20 protein-coding genes are annotated in these 19,865 nt (G+C 61.6%); 7 read left to right on the top strand and 13 right to left on the bottom strand.

The window, feature by feature from the left end; genetic code table 11:
* Positions 1-3 precede the first annotated feature (3 nt).
* The 8 genes from thrC to alr form a co-directional block, all read right to left on the bottom strand.
* Positions 4-1,455 carry a threonine synthase gene (gene thrC / locus ACI3L3_RS08410; protein ID WP_404844666.1) on the bottom strand — a complete coding sequence of 484 codons (1,452 nt, stop codon included), beginning with the start codon at positions 1,453-1,455 and terminating at the stop codon, positions 4-6.
* A gap of 99 nt (positions 1,456-1,554) precedes the next feature.
* Positions 1,555-2,061, bottom strand: a complete 507-nt coding sequence (locus tag ACI3L3_RS08405; RefSeq protein WP_404844665.1) for a DUF456 family protein — start codon at positions 2,059-2,061, stop codon at positions 1,555-1,557.
* A 9-nt stretch (positions 2,062-2,070) separates the two neighbouring features.
* Positions 2,071-3,363 carry a phenylacetate--CoA ligase family protein gene (locus ACI3L3_RS08400; RefSeq protein ID WP_404844664.1) on the bottom strand — a complete coding sequence of 431 codons (1,293 nt, stop codon included), beginning with the start codon at positions 3,361-3,363 and terminating at the stop codon, positions 2,071-2,073.
* Between the two features lie 43 nt (positions 3,364-3,406).
* Complete coding sequence (dnaB, locus tag ACI3L3_RS08395; protein ID WP_404844663.1) at positions 3,407-4,873, bottom strand: replicative DNA helicase; 1,467 nt, start codon at positions 4,871-4,873, stop codon at positions 3,407-3,409.
* Positions 4,836-5,426, bottom strand: coding sequence for a 50S ribosomal protein L9 (gene rplI / locus ACI3L3_RS08390; RefSeq protein WP_404844662.1), 591 nt, complete (start codon positions 5,424-5,426; stop codon positions 4,836-4,838). Before rplI ends, dnaB begins: the two co-directional genes overlap by 38 nt.
* A gap of 12 nt (positions 5,427-5,438) precedes the next feature.
* On the bottom strand, positions 5,439-5,699 hold the full coding sequence (rpsR, locus tag ACI3L3_RS08385; protein WP_404844661.1) for a 30S ribosomal protein S18: 261 nt from the start codon (positions 5,697-5,699) through the stop codon (positions 5,439-5,441).
* Positions 5,699-6,010 carry a 30S ribosomal protein S6 gene (gene rpsF / locus ACI3L3_RS08380; RefSeq protein WP_404844660.1) on the bottom strand — a complete coding sequence of 104 codons (312 nt, stop codon included), beginning with the start codon at positions 6,008-6,010 and terminating at the stop codon, positions 5,699-5,701. The genes rpsR and rpsF overlap by 1 nt, the downstream gene beginning before the upstream one ends.
* 86 nt (positions 6,011-6,096) lie before the next feature.
* Positions 6,097-7,218 carry an alanine racemase gene (alr, locus tag ACI3L3_RS08375; protein ID WP_404844659.1) on the bottom strand — a complete coding sequence of 374 codons (1,122 nt, stop codon included), beginning with the start codon at positions 7,216-7,218 and terminating at the stop codon, positions 6,097-6,099.
* Between the two features lie 297 nt (positions 7,219-7,515).
* Here alr and ACI3L3_RS08370 point away from each other — a divergent pair, with 297 nt between their 5' ends.
* The 3 genes from ACI3L3_RS08370 to ACI3L3_RS08360 all read left to right on the top strand — a co-directional run bounded on the left by ACI3L3_RS08370 (position 7,516) and on the right by ACI3L3_RS08360 (position 12,875).
* Positions 7,516-9,750: an LPS-assembly protein LptD gene (locus ACI3L3_RS08370; protein WP_404844658.1), complete on the top strand. Its 2,235-nt coding sequence runs from the start codon at positions 7,516-7,518 to the stop codon at positions 9,748-9,750.
* Between the two features lie 348 nt (positions 9,751-10,098).
* Complete coding sequence (gene mutL / locus ACI3L3_RS08365) at positions 10,099-12,096, top strand: DNA mismatch repair endonuclease MutL (protein WP_404844657.1); 1,998 nt, start codon at positions 10,099-10,101, stop codon at positions 12,094-12,096.
* Positions 12,097-12,209: 113 nt separating this feature from the next.
* Positions 12,210-12,875, top strand: a complete 666-nt coding sequence (locus tag ACI3L3_RS08360) for a hypothetical protein (RefSeq protein WP_404844656.1) — start codon at positions 12,210-12,212, stop codon at positions 12,873-12,875.
* A gap of 100 nt (positions 12,876-12,975) precedes the next feature.
* On the opposite strand, the gene rfaD is transcribed toward ACI3L3_RS08360, so the two are convergent.
* Complete coding sequence (gene rfaD / locus ACI3L3_RS08355; protein ID WP_404844655.1) at positions 12,976-13,947, bottom strand: ADP-glyceromanno-heptose 6-epimerase; 972 nt, start codon at positions 13,945-13,947, stop codon at positions 12,976-12,978.
* Positions 13,948-14,139: 192 nt separating this feature from the next.
* Between rfaD and hisH the strand changes: the two genes are divergently transcribed.
* From hisH to ACI3L3_RS08340, 3 genes are all read left to right on the top strand, one after another.
* Positions 14,140-14,784 carry an imidazole glycerol phosphate synthase subunit HisH gene (gene hisH / locus ACI3L3_RS08350; RefSeq protein WP_404844654.1) on the top strand — a complete coding sequence of 215 codons (645 nt, stop codon included), beginning with the start codon at positions 14,140-14,142 and terminating at the stop codon, positions 14,782-14,784.
* Entirely contained in the window at positions 14,774-15,553 is a 780-nt protein-coding gene (hisF, locus tag ACI3L3_RS08345) for an imidazole glycerol phosphate synthase subunit HisF (RefSeq protein ID WP_404844653.1), read from the top strand. Before hisH ends, hisF begins: the two co-directional genes overlap by 11 nt.
* A 230-nt stretch (positions 15,554-15,783) precedes the next feature.
* Positions 15,784-16,278, top strand: coding sequence for a NifB/NifX family molybdenum-iron cluster-binding protein (locus tag ACI3L3_RS08340; protein WP_404844652.1), 495 nt, complete (start codon positions 15,784-15,786; stop codon positions 16,276-16,278).
* Between the two features lie 176 nt (positions 16,279-16,454).
* Here the strand turns inward: ACI3L3_RS08340 and ACI3L3_RS08335 are convergent, their stop codons facing one another.
* On the bottom strand, positions 16,455-16,949 hold the full coding sequence (locus tag ACI3L3_RS08335) for a rubrerythrin family protein (protein WP_404844651.1): 495 nt from the start codon (positions 16,947-16,949) through the stop codon (positions 16,455-16,457).
* Positions 16,950-17,090: 141 nt separating this feature from the next.
* Between ACI3L3_RS08335 and ACI3L3_RS08330 the strand changes: the two genes are divergently transcribed.
* Positions 17,091-17,375 carry a hypothetical protein gene (locus ACI3L3_RS08330; RefSeq protein ID WP_404844650.1) on the top strand — a complete coding sequence of 95 codons (285 nt, stop codon included), beginning with the start codon at positions 17,091-17,093 and terminating at the stop codon, positions 17,373-17,375.
* 65 nt (positions 17,376-17,440) lie between these two features.
* On the opposite strand, the gene ACI3L3_RS08325 is transcribed toward ACI3L3_RS08330, so the two are convergent.
* The 3 genes from ACI3L3_RS08325 to dnaJ all read right to left on the bottom strand — a co-directional run bounded on the left by ACI3L3_RS08325 (position 17,441) and on the right by dnaJ (position 19,864).
* On the bottom strand, positions 17,441-17,863 hold the full coding sequence (locus tag ACI3L3_RS08325) for a YjdF family protein (protein WP_404844649.1): 423 nt from the start codon (positions 17,861-17,863) through the stop codon (positions 17,441-17,443).
* Between the two features lie 385 nt (positions 17,864-18,248).
* Complete coding sequence (moaC, locus tag ACI3L3_RS08320; RefSeq protein WP_404844648.1) at positions 18,249-18,728, bottom strand: cyclic pyranopterin monophosphate synthase MoaC; 480 nt, start codon at positions 18,726-18,728, stop codon at positions 18,249-18,251.
* A gap of 5 nt (positions 18,729-18,733) precedes the next feature.
* Positions 18,734-19,864, bottom strand: a complete 1,131-nt coding sequence (gene dnaJ / locus ACI3L3_RS08315) for a molecular chaperone DnaJ (protein WP_404844647.1) — start codon at positions 19,862-19,864, stop codon at positions 18,734-18,736.
* Between the last annotated feature and the right edge of the window lies 1 nt (position 19,865).

The following is a 19,865-nucleotide window of genomic DNA, read 5'->3' as shown; positions in this document are numbered from 1 at the left end:
GCTCTAGCGCGACTTCAGGCCAAGGCGGTCCACGATGCTCGTGGCGCAGGCCTTGGTGTATTCGGTCTCGCTCAGGCGCTCCTTTTCCCCGGCGTCGATGACGCGCAGGGGAGTGTTGGCGCGCTCCGGGTCCGGCGTAATGCCGTACTCGGGCGGGAACGCGTTCTGGAAATACATATCCTGAAAGCCAATGAATTTCAGCATGTGGGCGGTGGCGTCCAGCACGGCGGTCTCGTCCTTGTGGATAAGGCCGGCCTCGCGCGCCTTCATAAGCCCGGCGAGGCATTCGCCACCCTGCGTGCAGGAGATATGCCCATGGCGGTTAGCCAGCAGCATACCTTCAATGATTTCCTGCTCCGTCACCTGCACCACCTGGAAGCTGCCCGCTCCGGCCACGGCCTCAAAGCGTTCAGCAAAGTAGCGCACACGGGGGAAGGACACGGGATTGCCAATCATCGCGGCCTGCGCCACGCTGGGCTCCACCTGCATGGGCTGCCACTGGCGCTCTTCCGGCGCGGCGGCGTAGTACTTGAACACCGGGTCCGCGTGGTGGGACTGCACGCCAAACACACGCGGCAAGGCGTCAATCACGCCAAGCTCATGCAGCTTGAGGAAGCCGCTCATGATGGCGGTAATATTGCCAGCGTTGCCAATGGGCACAAATACGGCCTTTCCGGCGAGGTCCCAGTCGTACCACTGGGCAACCTCAAACGCGAAGGACTCCTGCCCAAGGATGCGCCATGCATTCTTGGAATTGAGCAACGCCACCTGATAGTTGTCCGCAAGGTGCTCAACAACCTTCATGCAGTCATCAAACACGCCGGGCACTTCCAGCACCACAGCGCCACTGCCCAGCGGCTGGGCCAACTGCTGCGGGGTGACCTTGCCCTCGGGCAGCAGCACGGCGGACTTGATGGCGCTGTCCGCGTAGGAGGCATATAGCGCCGCAGCGGCGGACGTGTCACCCGTGGAGGCGCACACCGCCAGCACTTCCTCAAGGCCCTGCGTGCGGATGAGATGGTTCAGGAAGCTGAACGCGCAGGCCATGCCACGGTCCTTAAAGGACGCGCTGGGGTTCTGGCCGTCGTTCTTAAAGGCCATCTTCTGCCCGCCCAGTTGGTCGCTCAGGCGGCGGCTGGAGTGGATAATGGGGGTGTTGCCTTCGCCAAGGTAGACGATGTCCCGCTCATCCATCACCGGAGCCATCAGCTCATAGAAACGGAAGATGCCGCGCAAGGCGTCGGTCTTGGAGGCGGCGCGGGCATCAAAGATGTTCCGCCACGTCTCGCCGGACGTCTGCTTGAGGGCGTCAAAGCCAGTGTCGCGCAGCAAAAACACGCCGCCACAGTCCGGGCAGGTGTAGTGCAACTGTTCGGTGCCATAGGTGGCGCCGCAGCCAAGGCAGTAATATTCCATGCGTCCCCGGTACTCCGGAAACGCGTTCCTCTCAGACATTGTCCTTCGTCCTTCTCGTTTCACACAGGCTAGAGGTTGGGCGCGGCGGGCGCGGGGTCGTTGCCCCGTATGGCCCACCACACCGCAAGAAATGCCAGTTTACGCGGGCCAGACCGACCCGGCGGCGTACCACGCCATAACCACACCAATGCCGACCTTGCTCACAAGGCCAAGGAAGGTGCCGTACATGGCGCCCACAGCGGCGCGGCGCGCGCCCTCAAAGTCGCGGCCGGACAGCCGCTCCGCGGCAAGGCACCCGCCAAACGCGCCAATAAGCGCGCCGGGCAGCGCCCCAACGCCCAGCAGAAACCCAGCGCCGAATATCGCGCCAACAATGGCCCCGATAACGCCGCCCCAGTTTCCGCGCGTGGACGCGCCGTAACGGGAAGCCCCTTTCATCCGAATAACGAATTCCAGCGCCTCGCCAAGGGCCGCAAGGGCGGCAAGACCGCCAAAGCCCAGCCACGAGAGCGCCATATCAGGATGCGTTACCTTCCACAGGCCCACAAGGATCAAAACAATCCAGTTTGCAGGCAGCGAAAAGATGTGCAGCAGCAAAACGCCAAACATGATGACGATGAAGCCAACCGCAAGGAACTCAGCCATACAGTCTCCCTAGTACACGCTGCGCAGGTCCTGAACCCGCTTGGCCTTGCCTTCGCTCTTGGGCAGGCTGTTGGCCTCCACGAGTTCCACCTTGGGCGTGATGAGTATCTCGTTTCGCAGCGACGTCTGAATGCGTTTTTGCAGGGCATTCAGCGCGCGCATGTCTTCAATGAAAAATTCACCCTTCACTTCCACCCGTACGCGCATGTAGTCGATGTGCCCGTCGTTATCCAGCTCGATAAGGTAGTTCTGGCCCACCTCGGGCATGGCCATGAGCACCTGCTCAATCTGCATAGGGTAGATGTTGACGCCCTTAAGGATCATCATATCGTCCGCGCGGCCCTTGATGCGGTCGAGGCGGCGGTGCTGGCGGCCGCAGGCGCAGGTGCCGGGAATAAAGCGGCACAGGTCGCGCGTGCGGTAGCGGATAATGGGCATGCCCTCGCGCAGCAGCGTGGTCATGACAATCTCGCCCACTTCGCCTTCCTTCACGGGTTCAAGGGTCTCGGGATTGATGATTTCCACGATGTAGGCGTCTTCCCACACGTGCATGCCGTCCTGATGTTCGCATTCGAAGGCGACGCCCGGACCGTTCATCTCGGACAGGCCGTAGGAATTGTAGGCCTTGATGCCGAGGGAGTCCTCAATCTTACGGCGGGTCTCCTCGGTATGCGGCTCCGCGCCGATGAGCGCAACGCGCACGTTGAGGTCCGTTTTCGGGTCGATGCCGCGCTTTTCGAGGGCTTCGGCAAAGTACAGCGCGTAGGACGGAATGATGTGGATGGCGCTGGTTCTGAAGTCCTGCATCAGCTTAATCTGACGCGAGGTGTTGCCCGCCCCGGAGGGGATAGTCAGGCAACCCAGCCGCTCGGCGCCGTAGTGGACGCCGAGCCCGCCGGTGAACAGCCCGTAGCCGCTCATATTCTGAAAGGTATCGCCGGGCCGGATGCCTATCATGTGCATGCACCGCGCCATGAGGTCGGCCCAGGAATTCAGGTCGTTTTGCGTGTAATAGACCGCAGTGGGATTGCCGGTGGTGCCGCTGGACACGTGCAGGCGCACAAAGTCCTCGTGCGGCACGGTCAGCAGCCCATCGGGATAGCTGCCGCGCAGGTCGTCCTTGGTGGTAAACGGCAGACGACGCACGTCGTCGATGGAGCGGATGTCCGAGGCGGAAACGCCACTCAGCCTGTCCCTATACAGGCGCGAGTTGCGTGCACGCTCAATGGTGCTTTGCAGTCGGACGAGTTGAACCTTTTCGATGTCCTCACGGGAGTAGGTCTCGGCTTTGTCGAAGTACACAGTCGGCTCCAGATGCGGTTGAGTGTGACCTGCGCGGGGGATGTCAAGAGTTCGTGTAGTCAGCAGCTTCCGCGGGGACGGCGAGGTTCTCGAAGGCCGTGTGTTCCTTCATAAAGGCAAGGTCCACCGTGCCGGTGGGACCGTTACGGTGCTTGCCGATGATGATTTCGGCCACACCCTTTTTGGGATTGTCGTCGCTGGTGTTGTAGACCTCGTCCCTGTAGAGGAAGATGATCATGTCGGCGTCCTGCTCAATGGCGCCGGACTCACGAAGGTCCGAGAGCTTGGGACGTTTGTCCGTGCGCTCTTCCACCTTACGGTTCAACTGCGACAGCGCGATCACGGGCACCTGAATTTCCTTCGCCAGAGCCTTGAGCGTCCGTGAGATTTCGGAGATTTCCTGTTCACGCGAATCGATGGTGCGACCTGCTCGCATAAGCTGCAGGTAGTCGACGATAACCAGTCCCAGTCCCTTTTCCGCCTTGAGTCGGCGGCAACGAGCGCGAAGCTCCAGCGTGCTGATTGCCGGTGTGTCGTCAATGTAAATGGGACAGGCTGACATATCTTCGGCGGCGTCGTACAGGCGCGCCCAAGCCTCGTCGTCGATGAAGCCCCTTCGCATGTCTGCAAGGTTTACTCTTGCCTTGGTACAGAGCATACGCATCATCAACTGGTCCATGCCCATTTCCAACGAAAACACAGCGGTGGGCGTTCCGTAATCGGAAGCCGCCCTCAGCCCAAGGTTCAGGGCGAAGGAGGTCTTCCCCATTGCGGGACGTCCGGCAATGATAATGAGGTCAGTTGGTTGCAGGCCCGCCGTCAGCTCGTCAAACTTGTAGTACCCGGTGGGTACGCCGGTGACGAGTTCCTTGCGGCTGTAGAGTTCCTGCAGTTTTTCAAAAACCTGGTTCACCAGCTCCTTGGACGCAACAAAGGACTTGTTCGAGCGCTGCTCAGAGATGGCAAAGATGGACTGCTCGGATTCGTCCAAGAGCGCGTCCACATCACTGCCGCTGTCGAAACAGTTGCCAATGATGTCCGATGCCACGCCGATAAGCTGGCGCTGAACCGACCTGTTGCGAACAATCTTCGCATGGTAGAGGGCGTTGGAGGTGCTGACCGTAGAGTCCGCCAGTTCCGCCAAATAGACGGGACCGCCCACTTCGTCCAGCTTGCCGAGCATCCGAAGTTCTTCGGCGACGGTCAAGAGGTCCATGGGAATGGACTTGCGGAAGCATTCCTGAAATGCCCGGAATATGATGCGGTGGGCCGGTGAATAGAAGTCGTCCTCGGATAGGACGTCCACCAGATCATGAAATACGTTGGACTTTAAAAAAACACCCCCCAAAACCGCCTGTTCGGCTTCGAGGTTATGGGGGGGGACTTTCCGCAGCATGTCGCCAGACGCCCTGGAAAGGGTATCTGCAACAGCGGAACCCCCGGTCCCCTGAGGGGACCGGGAGATATCGTTGCTAGGCCTGTTCGGATTCTTCGGCCTGTCCTGCGTCATTTACAGCTTCTTCTTCCGCTACCTCGGCCGGAGCCTCGGCGGGTGCTTCAGGTTGTTCTTCCAGGGCAGCCTCTGCCTCTTCGGCAGTGATGGGCTGGCCTTCGACCCAGTCGTGACGGACAACACACACGCTCAGTTCGCACTGCACGTCGGGGTGCAGCTTGACGGGCACGCCGTAGCGGCCCAGGGAGCGGATGGGGTCGCCAAGAATAATCTTTTTCCTGTCGACTTCCAAGCCCTGATCGGCAAGAGCCTGCGCAATGTTGGCATTGGTGACGGAGCCGTACAGCTTGTCGCCGTCGCCCACACGCATGCGGAGCACGATGGTGGCGTCCTCCAGCTTCTTGCCCATTTCCTCGGCGTCGAAGCGGATCTTGTCCATCTGTTCCTGGAGCTTCTTGCGCTCCAGTTCAAAGACTTTCATGTTGGCTTCAGTCGCCACCATGGCAAAGCCCTGAGGCAGAAGGAAGTTGCGGCCATAGCCGGGCTTTACGTCAACGACGTCGCCCAGACGGCCCAAATTGTCGATATCTGCACGAAGAATCAGTTTCATGACAAGCCTCCCCTAGAGCGTCCTTTTCTTGACAGCACTGCTGTGCACGGCAGTGTAGTACAGAAGAGCCATCTGCCTTGCGCGCTTGATCGCAACGGTCAGGCGACGCTGGTGCTTGGCACAAGTGCCGGTGATGCGGCGAGGAATGATCTTGCCGCGCTCGGTCACGAAATCACGAAGGATATCGGGGCGCTTGTAATCGATGGGGAGTTCCTTGTCTGCGCAGAAACGGCAGAACTTCTTCCGCGGAGTGAATCTCTTTTTGAAAGCCATTATGCGTTCTCCTCAGCTTCAACCTTGTCGGCCAGACGAACGGTGACAAACTTGTAGATACCGTCGGTGATACGGATGATGCGTTCCAGCTCGGCAACGAGCTGGCCGGGAGCGGTGTACTCCAAACGCACGTAGTAGCCGCGGGTCTTCTTGTTCACGGCATAGGCGAGGTCGCGCATGCCCCATTCGTCGACAGTGAGCATCTTGCCGCCTTCGCGGTCGACAACAGCGCCCAGGGTGTCGAGAACCGTCTGACGTTCCTCGGCTGACAGCTCAGGAGAGAGCAGCAGCAAAGTCTCGAACTTTCTCATGAATTACTCCTCATGGTCTATTGGCCCTTACCGCCATCGGCAAGAGCAAGGGAAAACGCAGTCAATAAGCCAACCACCACGCGCTGTCAAGCGTAGCGGCGCGGGTTCTGGCCCAGAAGGCAGAGTATCTCATAACTGATGGTTCCGCACCAGTCGGCGAACTCCTCGGCGCGCACGGCGCACTGGTCCGGGCCGCCAAGCAGCCAGACGTCATCGCCGCGCGTGGCGTCCGGTATGTCCGTCACGTCCACGGCGGTCATCTGCATGCACACCCGCCCGAGGATTGGCGCCCGCCGCCCGCGCACGCACACCGCGCCGACGCCTGACATGGCGCGCATGTAATTGTCCGCGTACCCTGCGGCTATGACGGCAATGCGCATGTCGCGCTGGGCGGTGAAGGTGCGTCCATAGCTCACTGTTTCCCCGGCGCGGAGCCCGTGCGTCTGGTAGATGCGCGAGCGCACATCCATGGCCGGAACCAAATCGCTGCCAAGCGCGGCCTGCTCCGTCCCCCAAAAGGGATTGCACCCATACAGCGCCAGTCCGGGACGCTGGGCGTCGTGATGCATCTCCGGGTAGGCCAGCAGTGCGGCGGAGTTGGCGAGGTTCGCTTCAAATTCATGCCCGCGAGACCGCAGCACCTGCACGGCGTCGCAAAAGCGCGCGTTCTGCGCCTCTACCGCGGCCCTGTCCTGCGGCATATCCGCCGAGGCAAGGTGCGAGCTTACGCCCGCTACCTTCACATGGGACAGCCCGTCCAAGAGGTCCGCCACGGCCTGCGCGTCCTCGGCCCGAAAGCCAAGACGCCCCATGCCGGTATCTATTTTAATTGATATGGGCTGGACCACGTTCAGGCTTGCGGCCTCCGCGTCCAGCCGTTTCAACTGCTCGGCGTCTGCGATGAACGGGACAATGCGTTGGCGGATGGCGGCGGCGAAATCCTCATCCAGCTGGGGACCAAGCAGGGACACAACGCACCCCTCATACCCCATCCCCCGGATGCTGACGGACTCTTCAACAGTCCCGGCGCACAGCGTATGCGCGCCGGCGGCGGCAAGCGCCCGCGCCACTTCCCGCAGGCCGTGGCCGTAGGCGTCAGCCTTCACCACCGCGTAGGCATGGCCGCCCCGCGCTTCCAGCTTGCGCCAATTTTCAACGATTCTGCCTGGGTGAACGAGTGTTTCGAGATGATTGTAGGCAATAGGCATGAGGTCCTCGTGAAGTTGCGTGGGGCGGGTGGTTGCACCTTTGTGTCGGGTGCATGTATAAGAAATTTCCATCCTTATGCCTACTGTTCATTTCAACGGACCTATGGTACGTGCCCGGATGTCGCTAGGTGACGGCCGCTGTGCCTCTATTCGCTTGTACCCTATAACGCACGGACGATCATGACTTCAATGATCCGCACTCGGCTCCCCAAAAAGGCCGTATTAACACTACTTTTGCTGACCTGTGTCGTGATGGCGCCCCTTGGCGCCGCCACTGCCGCGCCTGCAGGTGCAGACATGCCCGCCCGGCATGAGGACCAGTCCGCCTCGCATGAGGCCTCCGCATGGCAGCTCCGCGCCGACCACCTCGCCGCCCAGCATGACCCCGAAATCATCGAGGCCAAAGGCAACGTCCGCCTCACGCAGGGCGAACGCTACCTTACTGCGGACTTTGCCCGGTACTACAAAAAAACCGGCTGGGTCTACCTGAAGGGCAATGTGGAAGCCGTCTGGACCGCGGACCGCATGACCGCGGACGAAGCCGAGTTCGACCTCAACGCCCAAGTTGGCTGGCTGAAAAACGGGTTCGTCTACGTAGACGACGCCCACCTCTACTTCTCCGGCGCCCGCATCGAAAAGCATGAGGGCGACACCTACAGCTTCCGCTCCGCCACGGTCACAGCCTGTGACAACCCGGACGACGCATGGTCCATCGACATGGACGAGGGTGAAGTCACCATTGAGGGCTACGCATGGCTCAAGAACTCCACCTTCAAGGTGGGGAACACATCCATGATGTACTCGCCCTACCTCATCCTGCCCGCCAAAACCAAACGCCAAAGCGGCCTCCTGCTGCCGGAGTTCGGCGCCAGCTCGCGTAATGGCGTGTTCTACAATCAGCCCATCTACTGGGCCATTGACGACGAGCAGGACGCCACGTTCTACGAGAATTTCATGGCCAAACGCGGCCTGCAGCAGGGCCTTGAGTACCGCAACACCCCGGACGCCGACACCAAGGGCGTCTGGCAGGCGGACTGGCTGCACGACAGCATCCGCGCCAACTCCGAGTCCGATGAGGATTCGCAGTTTGACGACGACGGCCTCATCCGCCCCAACCGCAACCGCTTCTGGGTGCGCAGCAAGTTCGATGGCCACCTGCCGAACCCCGACTGGAAGGTGAAGCTGGACATCGACTACGCCTCGGACCAGAACTACCTGCGCGAATTTAAGGCCGGAAAAACCGGCTTCGACCGCACAAAAAGCGTCTTCCTTGACGAATTCGGCCGCGACATCGCCGACGCCGACGCCGAGGAACGCACCTCCACCCTGCTCGTTTCCCGCTCGTGGGACCGCGTGGGCGTGGCGGGCCGTCTGGAATACACCCAGAACTTCGCCTACATGAACGACAACCACGACCCCGACGACAACCCCACCCTCCAGCGCCTACCGGAACTCTTCGGCTTTGTCTGGAAGGACCAGTTGCTTGAAGGGCTGCCCCTTGAGTTCATGATGGATTCGTCCTCGGGCTACTTCTGGCGCGCCAAGGGCGACTCCGGCATGCGTGTGGAAGCCGAACCGTCCCTCAGCCTGCCCTTTGAGGTTGGTCCCATATCCGTCATCCCCACCGCCGGACTGCGCGAAACCCTCTACATTGAGGACGAGTACGAAAGCGGCACCGATGCGGAAGACCTGCGCATGCGCCACCTGCCGAACTTTACCGTCAGCGCCTTTACGGAGCTGTCCCGCGTATACGACCTTGGTTCCAACACGCTGGAAGCCACCGAGGAAAACGACGGCAAAAGCTCGTGGCAGCGCATCCGCCACTCCATCCAGCCCCGCGTGGACTACGACTGGATGCCCTACGTCGGACAGGACGACAATCCCTACTACGACGACCTCGACAGGCTGGATGCCCAAAACGAAATCACCTACTCCGTGACCAACGTCCTCGACCGCAGGCGCGTGCGCATCGCCCCGTACACCGACGGCGACACCACTGCTTACAAGCCGGTTGTGGATTATCTGGACTTCCTGCGTCTGCGCCTTGAACAGAGCTACGACCGCCGCGAGGCCACCCGCGAGGACGAACGCGACGAATACGAGCGCCGCCCGTTCTCGGATTTCCTCGCCGAGGCCCAATTCCGCTACAACGAGAACGTGAGCTGGACCAGCCGCACCATGTTCTCGCCCTACCTTGGCGACATGACCGAGCACGAGCACTTTCTGACCTACGAAATCCCCCAGATGATGCGCGCATCCTTTGGTGTGGACTTTCAGGAAGCGCTGGACGAGTACAAGCGGCAGGACCGCGAGCGTCTGCGCCAGCTCAAGTTCGGCATGGCGTGGATCATCAATCCCAACTGGACCGTGGACTTCCTGTACCGCACGGATATTGAGGCCGCGACGGATCTGGAAAAGACCCTACGCCTTATCTACACGCACCAGTGCTACGCGCTGGAACTGCTCACCACGCAGACCGACGACGAAGCACGCTTTGAGGCGCGCATCACGCTGCTGGGCCTGTCCCTGTAGCGCGCGGCGCACACCACACCATCACCGGGCGCGGGAGCTTAGCTTCCGCGCCCGTTTTGCGTGGCGCGCCTGAGCGGCAAGGCCCGCCCGCACACGAAAACCTCGCCCGCCCCAGCGCCCAAGTGGCATCTTCTCTCCGCGCGTCAACGTGGCGAGGTCTGCCCCCGCGCCTTTTCCTTCCTCCACCCACGCCCGTTTTGCGTGCCCCGCCACACGCACGTTACGCCCAGCTCCCAAACGCCCGCCCGCAATCCCCTGAATCCACGCACCCTTTTGCCATGATGAGAGCTTTCCACCCCATAGAACACAATGGTGGAAAGCTCCTGACGTTTCTTGTACAACCGACCCATGACCGACACCGCACAGACAGCCCTGACCAAACGGCCTATTCATATTCTGTCCCCGGAACTACAAAACCAAATCGCCGCCGGCGAGGTGGTGGAGCGCCCCGCAAGCGTGCTCAAGGAGTTGATGGAAAACAGCCTCGACGCCGGAGCAACGAGCCTGACCGTCACCATCGAGCAAGGCGGACAGGGGCTTATCGACATTCAGGACAACGGCTGGGGCATGACGCAGGACGAGATGCACCTCGCCCTCACCCGCCACGCCACCAGTAAGGTTGCCGACATCAGCGAGCTGAACACCATCCGCAGCTTTGGCTTTCGCGGCGAGGCGCTGCCCTCCATCGCATCGGTGTCGCGCATGCGCATCACCTCCGTCCCCCACGGCGAGGACTCCGGCTCCTTTGTGGAAGTGGACGCAGGGCGGACGGCGGACTCCGGCCCGGCCATGCTGCGCGAGGGAACGCGCATTGAAATCCGCGACCTGTTCGCCAATGTCCCGGCGCGCCTCAAATTCCTCAAAACGCCTGCCACGGAGACCCGCCGTTGTCAGGACGCCTTTTTCCGCCTTGCCCTCACGCGCCTTGATGTGCGCATGAAGCTGACCGTGGGCGGGCGCAAGGTCTACACCTTCAGCGCGGGGCAGGACCTTGCCAAGCGCCTTGCCGCTGCGTGGCCCCCCGCCATCACCGACGGGCTGATGCCCTTTGCCCACGAGCAAAACGGCTACCGCGCCCACGGCGTCACGGGCAGCCCCCGTACGGCGCAGGCCCGCGCGGACCGCATCCTTTTTTATGTGAATAACCGCCCCGTGACGGACAAGGTGCTCCTGCGCGCAGTACGCGAGGCCTACACAGGCCGCCTGCTCACCCGCGAATACCCGCAGGCCGTGGTCTTTCTGGAAGTCCCGCCCGAGCATGTGGACGTCAACGTTCACCCGGCCAAAACCGAGGTCCGCTTCCGGGACGAGCGGGCGGTATTCTCCGTTATCCGCCGCGCCATCATCACCGCGCTGGACGCTTCGGCTCAGCCCCATTACGCCGAAGACGTCAGTGTGCCAGACCACGCAGGGAACGCCCCCGGCTCCTCCGGAACGGCCAGCGCCATGGACTCTATGGACGCCATGCCCGATTCCTTTGGCGCGGCGTCAGACCCGTCCACTGGTGCGCCCTCCTCGTTTGGCGCCTCGGCCCCCGCTGCGACGCGTCCGGCGTCACGTTCGGCCTATGAGCCGGTATCCGGCGGTTCCGCGCACGCGGCGGACTTTGACGACACGCGCCCCGGCTTTTCCACCTACTCCGAATTCAAGCGCATGACCGAGCGCGAAAACTTCCTCGACCTTGCGCCGGACGCCTCGCGCGCCGCGGCCATGCATGAGCCTGCCGTATCCAGCAACGCGGACCTGTACGACTCCGTTGGCGAAACAGCCCCGCCCATCTTTGCCGCGCCGTCAAGCGATGGGAGTGAGTACCTCGGCCAGTTGGCGGACACGTACCTCATCCTGCGCTACCGGGACGGCACCCTCGCCCTTGTCGACCAGCACGCCGCGCACGAGCGCGTGCTCTACCACACCTTTGAACAGGCGGGAGAGCGCGGCGACAGCCAGCCGCTGGCCATTGCGCTGGAACTGGCCCTGCACCCGTCCGAGGGCGCGCTTTTGGATGAGATATGGGCGGACCTGAGCCGCCTTGGCTTCTCCCTAGAGCGCCGCTCGGACACCTTGCTTGCGGTAACGGCCATCCCCGCGCTGCTCACGGCGGCACGGGCCAAGGACTACCTGCGCGCCGCCCTCAGCGAACAAGCCAAGGGCATCACTGACCTGTGGGCCATGCTGTCATGCAAAGCGGCGGTCAAGGCCAACCAAACCCTTGCCCGCGACGAAGCCCTTGCCCTGCTGGAAGCATGGCGCGCCACCCCGGGCAAAGACTACTGCCCCCATGGCCGCCCCGTGCAGGTACAGTGGGGCCTCAGCGACCTGGAGCGGCTGTTTAAACGTAAAGTGTAAGCGGGCGGACAGTTGCCTTCTTCGATTTTCCTTGCCTAAAGGAAAAAGCGGTGGTTAGGTAATCCTTTACACCACAGGATGCCTGTCATTGCTATGTGACCGGAGGAGACGATATGGAACTACGAATCGATATCGCGGGATACAAGAATAATGTGATTATCACGTCCATCCCGAAGCGCTTTGTCCACAAGATTTACAAGCACTGTCTCGGCAAGAACAACACGCCCTACTTCGCCAACAACTGTTTTAAGGGCATTCTCTACTTTGACGAGGAGCTTGCAGGAAAATTCGCGGAGGCTGTGGGCTTTTCGTGGTCCGGCTGGTGGAATGCCCACCGCCTGTACCACCGCGCCGCCTACTGTTTTGAAAACAGCCTCAAAATGACGGCCTGCATCGACGGCGTGCCCGAAGTTGAGCTGTACCCCGACAATGTCGCGGCCACGCCCTCGCCGGTGCACCTCAGCCCCTTCCTGACCCAAATTGCCAAGGACGAGGTGCTTATTCTGCTCGGTTCTGTCGACAAGGGCACGCAGACCTTTACCCTGCCAGCCCTCGAAGGCGACTTCCGGTCGGCCCTGCTGAACGTCAGCGTGGACACCTTCACGGACTTCGGCTTTGACGAACCGCTCATCACCAGCATCACTTACGACGGCAAGGAACTTACTCCTGTGGACGGTCCCAGCAAGGGCCGCAGAATGCTGGAACCACGCCTGTTCTCCAAACTGGGGCACGAGCTGGACGCCGCGGACTTTCCGCCCGTGGAACTCCCCGGCCTGTAGCCGCAGCACACACAGCACACAAAACGCCGGATGCGCACTGCGCACCCGGCGTTTCCTTTTTCAAATCGTGTGGGCGAACCAGCCCGCCCGGCCTTCGCGGCTACAGGTACGGATCGCCCGTGGCGAGGTAGTTCCCCACGTAGTCGGCAACCGCGTCCTCAAGGCGCGCAAAGTCCACAGGGCAACCAGCCCCGCGCAGGCGATCCATGCTGGCCTCAGTAAAGTACTGATACTTGCCGCGCAGGGTCTCGGGCATATCGATGTACTGGATATCCTCGGGCACATCCATGGCACTGAACACCGCGCGGGCGAGGTCGTTCCACGTTCTGGCGGAGCCAGTGCCAAGGTTGTAGATGCCGTTCACCTGCGGATTATTCAGCAGCCACCACATCACATCCACGCAGTCCTTCACATAGATGAAGTCACGCTTCTGGCCGCCGTCGGGGTAGTCGTCACGCTCCGAGGCAAAAAGGCGCATGGCCCCGGTATCGCCAATCTGCGAGAAGGCCTTACACACCACGGACTTCATGTCACCCTTGTGGTACTCGTTGGGGCCGAACACGTTGAAGAATTTCAGGCTGACCAGCTTGTCCACCGCGCCCGTACGCAGGGACCACAGGTCGAACAAATGCTTGGAGTAGCCGTACATGTTCAGCGGCTTCAGCGCAGGGATGCCCGCCGGGTCGTCATCAAAGCCCAGCGCGCCGTCACCGTAGGTTGCGGCGGAGGAAGCATTGATAAAGCGCACGTCGTGCTCAAGGCAAAAGTGCGCCAGCGTCATCGTATAGCGGTAATTATTTTCCATCAGGTAATTGGCGTCACGCTCCGTGGTAGAGGAGCACGCGCCCATATGGATGATGGCGTCCACGTCAAAGGGCAGATCCTCGTGCAGAATCATCTCAAGGAACATATCCTTGTGCACGAAGTCCATATACGTCCGGTTCACAAGGTTGCGCCACTTGTCTCCGGTGCCGAGGTCATCCACCACCACGATGTCATGAATGCCCATCTCGTTGAGCTTCCACACAAAGGCGCTGCCGATGAAGCCCGCGCCGCCGGTCACTATATACATACCATCTCCGTTGGTTGTGGTTTGTGCTACGCAAACCAGCTTTGTATACTCCCGCCCCACATGAGGGCAACCCCCACGCGCGCGGATGCGCTCCACCAGTGAGCGGCGGCGCAAAATGGCGCAGAGCCAATCCCGCACTTGTATTGCAGCCGCATATTGTCTAATTTGCTGAGTTCTACGAAGGAGAAAGACATGCTCGCAATACTCGACTACAAGGCCGGAAACCAGACTTCCGTCCGCCGCGCCCTCGACCATCTGGGCATAGAATGCACCATCACGGACAATGCCGACGTTCTGCGCAGTGCGGACGGCGTCATCTTTCCCGGTGTGGGGGCGGCAGGTCAGGCCATGAATGAACTGACCTCCACCGGTCTGGACTCCGTACTTTCCTCGCTTATCGACAGCGGCAAGCCCCTTCTTGGCATCTGTGTGGGCTGCCAGATTATGCTGGACTCGTCGGAGGAGAACACCACCACCACCCTCGGCATCATCCCCGGCATCTGCCGCCGCTTTACCGGCGACATGACCGAAGAGGACGGCACCCCCGTGCGCATCCCGCATATGGGCTGGAACGCCGTCACGCCGAAGAATCCCGACGAGCGCCTGTTCCGGGGCATTGAGCCGGGTGCGGAGTTCTACTACGTACACAGCTACTACCCGGACGCGGACGCGCAGTATGTTCTGGCCACCACCACCTACGGGCACGAATTCTGCGCCATGCACGGGCGCGAAGGTCTGTGGGCCGTACAGTTCCATCCCGAAAAGAGCGGCAGGCCCGGCCTTGCCCTGCTCAAGAATTTCCACGACTACTGCCTGGAGGTCAAAGATGCTGAGTAAACGCATCATCCCGTGCCTTGATGTCCGCGACGGCAGGTTGACCAAGGGCATTAAGTTCAAGGACAACATCGACATCGGCGACCCGGTGGACACCGCGCGCACCTACTATGAGGAAGGCGCGGACGAGTTGGTCTTCTACGACATCACGGCCTCGCACGAGCGCCGCGGCATCATGCTCAAGGTTGTGGAAGCCGTGGCGCAGGAAATCTTCATCCCCTTCTCCGTTGGCGGCGGCATCTCCACCGTCAGCGATATGCGCGACGTGCTCCTTGCCGGTGCGGAGAAGATTTCCGTCAACTCAGCCGCCGTAAAGAACCCGGACATCATTTCCGAAGGCGCGGCGGCCTTTGGCTCGCAGTGCATCGTGGTGGGCATGGACGTCCTGCGCGTCCCCGTGTCCGAGGCCATTCCCTCGGGCTATGAAATCGTCATCCACGGTGGCCGCAAACATATGGGGATGGACGCCATCGCATGGGCGAAGCGCGCCGAAGCCCTTGGCGCAGGCGAACTCTGCGTCAATTCCATCGACGCGGACGGCACCAAGGACGGCTACGAGCTGAACCTGACCCGCACCATAGCCGACGCCGTCCACATTCCGGTCATCGCCTCCGGCGGTGCTGGCACGCCAGAACATATGGCCGACGCCATCACCGAAGGCCACGCCTCGGCGGCGCTCATCGCCTCCATTGTTCACTACGGCGAATACTCCATCCGCCAATGCAAGGACGTAATGCAGCAGCGCGGCGTCAAAGTCCGCAGCGTCTGGTAAACGCCCAACCTGCCCCTTTCCGGCACTTCCAGCCCCCGTGCACCCGCGCGGGGGCTTTTTCGTCTGGGCGCACATTGCGCCCAGACTCGCCCAGAAACAGGCGAAACATGCGCCTATTCAGAACAAGGCAAAATCATAAATATCTGTATTCCTTGACTTTCACCATCCGGCACAGCCTTTGCTCACTTCAAAGCAACAAAGCAACACACAAAAACAGGAGGGTTTTCCTCATGAAGTATGCAATCAGCAGTACCGGCCCCGAACTCACCAGCGCACTGGACCCGCGTTTTGGCCGCGCCCCGGTCTTTCTCATCCACGACACGGAAACCGGGCAGACCACAGCCGTTGAAAACACCGCCGCAACACAGCCGCAGGGCGCGGGCATTCAGGCCGCGCAGACCGTTGTGGACGCTGGCGTGCAGGCCGTTATCACCGGCCGCGTTGGCCCCAAGGCCGAAGCCGCGCTGACGCAGGCGGGGCTGCGCATCATCACCGTAGACGCCGCCACATGCAGCGACGCCCTCGCACAGGCCGAATCCGGCCAGACCGCACCCACCACGCCGCAGTCCGGACAGGGCCGAGGTCAGGGCATGGGCCAAGGCGGCGGACGGGGCGCAGGATGCGGCATGGGCCGAGGTATGGGCGGTGGCCGAGGCGGCCGTGGCGGATGCGGTCGCGGCATGGGCGGTGGCGGCGGACGCGGTATGGGTGGCGGCAGACGCTAACCCACAGCCACCGCAAATCCACTGGCCCCGCGCCATAAAAAAAGACCGCCCACGGCACGGCCGGGGACGGTCAATCATATTTTGCGCGCCGCAGCCGCCACACACGGCAGCACGGCGCGCACAGGCGCGGCCAGTGTCAATGCCACAAGCCGCGCCGTATTGGCTCGTCTGCGCCATTAGTCCACGAGGAAATAGGCCTCGGGCTTGGCGCTACAGACAGGACACTTCTCCGTGGGCTTGCCTTCGTGCACGTGGCCGCACACGCTACAAACGTAGTATTCCGTGGCGGGCAGACCTTCGGGGTCATTCAGCGCCTTTTCGTACAGGCAGGCGTGCACTTCCTCAACGGCGTTGGCAAAGCCAAAGTACCGCTCTGCCGCGCGCTCGCCCTCGGCCTTGGCGTCCTCAATCATGGCCGGGTACATTTCCTTGAATTCATGCGTCTCGCCAGCGATAGCGGTCATCAGGTTTTCCTTGGTGGACCCGATGCCCTTGAGCAGACGCAGGTGCGCATGCGCGTGCACCGTCTCCGCAGCGGCGGCTGCGCGGAACAGCTTGGCAACCTGTGCCAGCCCTTCCTTATCGGCCTTCTCAGCAAAGGCAAGGTACTTGCGGTTGGCCTGAGACTCACCGGCAAACGCCGCTTCCAAATTCGCTGTGGTCTTACTCATTTCACGTCTCCTTACGAGAGCTTTTTTTGGGGATGGCAAACCGCTTGTGGTTTGCCGTTTTTCCTCAATCTGATGTAGCATATTCGGTGATACATCAAAATTCATCCGTTGTCCGTCCACGCCCCGCACCAAGGAGGAGCCATGGACTGGTACCGCATAACACTCAGTATGCAGGATGTCGCGGCCGGGGAAACCGCCCGGCTTCAGGACAAGTTTATCCACGCCGTGAATCAAAACACGGCAGCGAACGATATGCAAATGTACGCCCTCAACGTGGACGACCGCCCGTACAGCGTCTTTTACTTTTCGCCCGGCTGCGGGGAAATCATCCTCAAACAATTCCTCGACTACCAGCCCGCAGCCTGCGGACCGCCGAACCTTGACGACCTGATGCTCCTCGTCGGGCAAGGAGGCGGGGCGACGTAATACGCCGCGATGACGATTCCGCTGGCGTCTGCGCGCCATTTTGTCATGCGCCCTGTCCTGCGGCGCTAATGCCCCCGGCGCTTTTGCCGCCGCTTCTCCTGCCGCTCGGCAAAGCGGCGCTCCCGCAGTGCGTCACGGCGCTGCCGCGCCGCCTTCCTGCGCATCTGTTTGTCTTCCAGATACTGCTCTTTGGCGGCGTCACGCGCTTTGCTCACGCCGTAGGCGGCCTTGCGCTCACGCGCTATTTCGCGGTGCCGGCGCTTTGGATTCGCCGCCCGGCGCGTCCGCTCCTGCGCCGCAAATGGACGCGAAAAGGCCAGCCGCTGATACTGCGGACCAGTGGCAAAGGCGGCTATCTCCGGGCCGGTCGGCTCCGCGCCAAAAACGCAGCGCGCCACGCGAAAGGTGTCCTGATACCGTATTTCCGCGTACCCAACCCAAAAGCCGTCCTCAAAAACAATTGAAAAACTCGTGCGATAGAACTCCATGTGGTTTTCCCCTTTCACTGTGGTGCACATCCGGAAACGGACAACCCAAGGGGGGAAGGTTACTGACACGCAGGACACGTGCGCCCGGACTACCAACCGGACCGTGTTTTCTTTCCGGACAACGTCAACGCCAAAGCGCGCCACGGCGGCGCGCTCATCTCGCAGGCTGTCCACAACAGCGCTCGCGCTTTTCCGTCAAAGCTCCAAACCATCGCGCCCTGTAGCGGCGCGCCGGCCTTGCGCTTTGCCCGCGCGTGTTCGCCCTGACTTGTGAACACCCTGTCTTTTCAACAACCTGACCACCATACGAAACCCTTGCGCAAAACAAAAGGGGCCGCGCGGCATTGCCGCACGGCCCCTTGGTGGCTCTTGTCTGCACGCCGTCCTAACGGACGTCGTAGGTTCCGCTCTTGCCCCCGCTTTTGTACAGCAGGCGGCAATCAGAGAGGATAATGTCTTTCTGCACGGCCTTACACATGTCGTACACGGTCAGCGCGGCCACCTGCGCGGCGGTCAGCGCTTCCATCTCGACACCGGTCTGGCCGGCAGTGCGGGCTTCGGCCTCAATGACGATGGTCGAGGACTCCTCCAGCGCCGTAAACCGCACATCCACATAGGACAGCGGCAGCGGATGGCACATGGGAATCAGCTCGGCCGTCTTCTTGGCGGCAAAGATGCCCGCAATTTTTGCGGTGGTGAGGGCGTCGCCCTTGGGCAAGGCGTCCTCGGACAGCAGGGCAAAGGTCTCGGGCGAGAGGATAACCCGCGTCTCGGCAATGGCCGTGCGCTGGGTTTCCGCCTTGTGGCCCACGTCAACCATGCATGCGTTGCCGTCCTGATCAATGTGCGAAAGCTTGCCCGACATATGCCCTACTCTCCCATGGCCTTGCCAACGGCCTTCTTGAAGAACTGTTTGGCCCGGTTCAGCGGCTTGCCCTGCTTCTCCTCCTCAAGGCGAGCGAACTCGCGCAGGAGTTCTTCCTGCTCCTTGGTGAGGTCCTGCGGGGTCTTCACATTCACCTCAACCAGCAGGTCGCCCTGCGGCTGGCGGCCAATATGCGGCAGACCAAGGTCGCGCAGACGCAGCACCTTGCCGCTCTGCGTTCCGGCGGGAATGTGCAGGGTGGTCGGCTCGTCGAGGGTGGGGACTTCCACGGTCTCGCCAAGGGCGGCCTGTGTGAAGTCGATTTCCAAACGGTAGATCAGGTTCTGCCCCTGACGTTCGAAAACCTCGTCCTCCTCCACGTAGATGACTACGTACAGGTCACCGTGGGGACCGCCGTATTCACCGGGTTCGCCCTCGCCGCGCAGGCGCAGGCGGGAACCACTGTCCACACCGGCGGGGATGCGCACGGAAAGCTCGCGGGTCTCGGGCACGGTGCCATCGCCCTTACAGCGCGGACACAGGGACCGGATGACCTGACCACGGCCATGACACACCGGACACGGCACAGCCACGCGGAAGAAGCCCTGCGACTGCACAACCTGTCCGCTACCGCCACACTGCTGGCACGTTTCCGGGCTGGTGCCCGGCTCCGCGCCGGTGCCATCGCACTCGGGGCAATGCACCTGCTTGGGGATGGTCAGGGTGACTTCGTCGCCCTTGGCCGCCTGGCGGAAGGAAATAGTCAGGTTATAGCGCAGGTCCGCACCGGCGGTCGGGCGCGGACCACGTCCGCCGCCGCCACCGCCAAAGCCGAACAAATCGCCAAAGATGTCGCTGAACGACGAGAAGATGTCTTCGGAATTGGAGAAGCCGCCGCCAAAGCCGGAACCGTTCATGCCAGCATGGCCAAAGCGGTCGTAGGTGGCACGCTTGTCAGCGTCCTTCAAGACCTCGTAGGCTTCTGCGGCTTCCTTGAACTTGGTTTCCGCCTCGGCGTCGTCGGGATTGCGATCCGGGTGGTACTGGAAGGCCAGCTTGCGGTAGGCCTTTTTGATCTCGTCCTCGCCGGCGTCACGTGAGACGCCAAGCACCTCATAGTAATCTCTTTGGGACATG

The organism is Desulfobaculum sp. SPO524 (genome assembly GCF_044987625.1).
GTDB lineage: Bacteria > Desulfobacterota > Desulfovibrionia > Desulfovibrionales > Desulfovibrionaceae > Desulfobaculum.
This window is presented reverse-complemented; position numbering and strand designations above follow the sequence as displayed.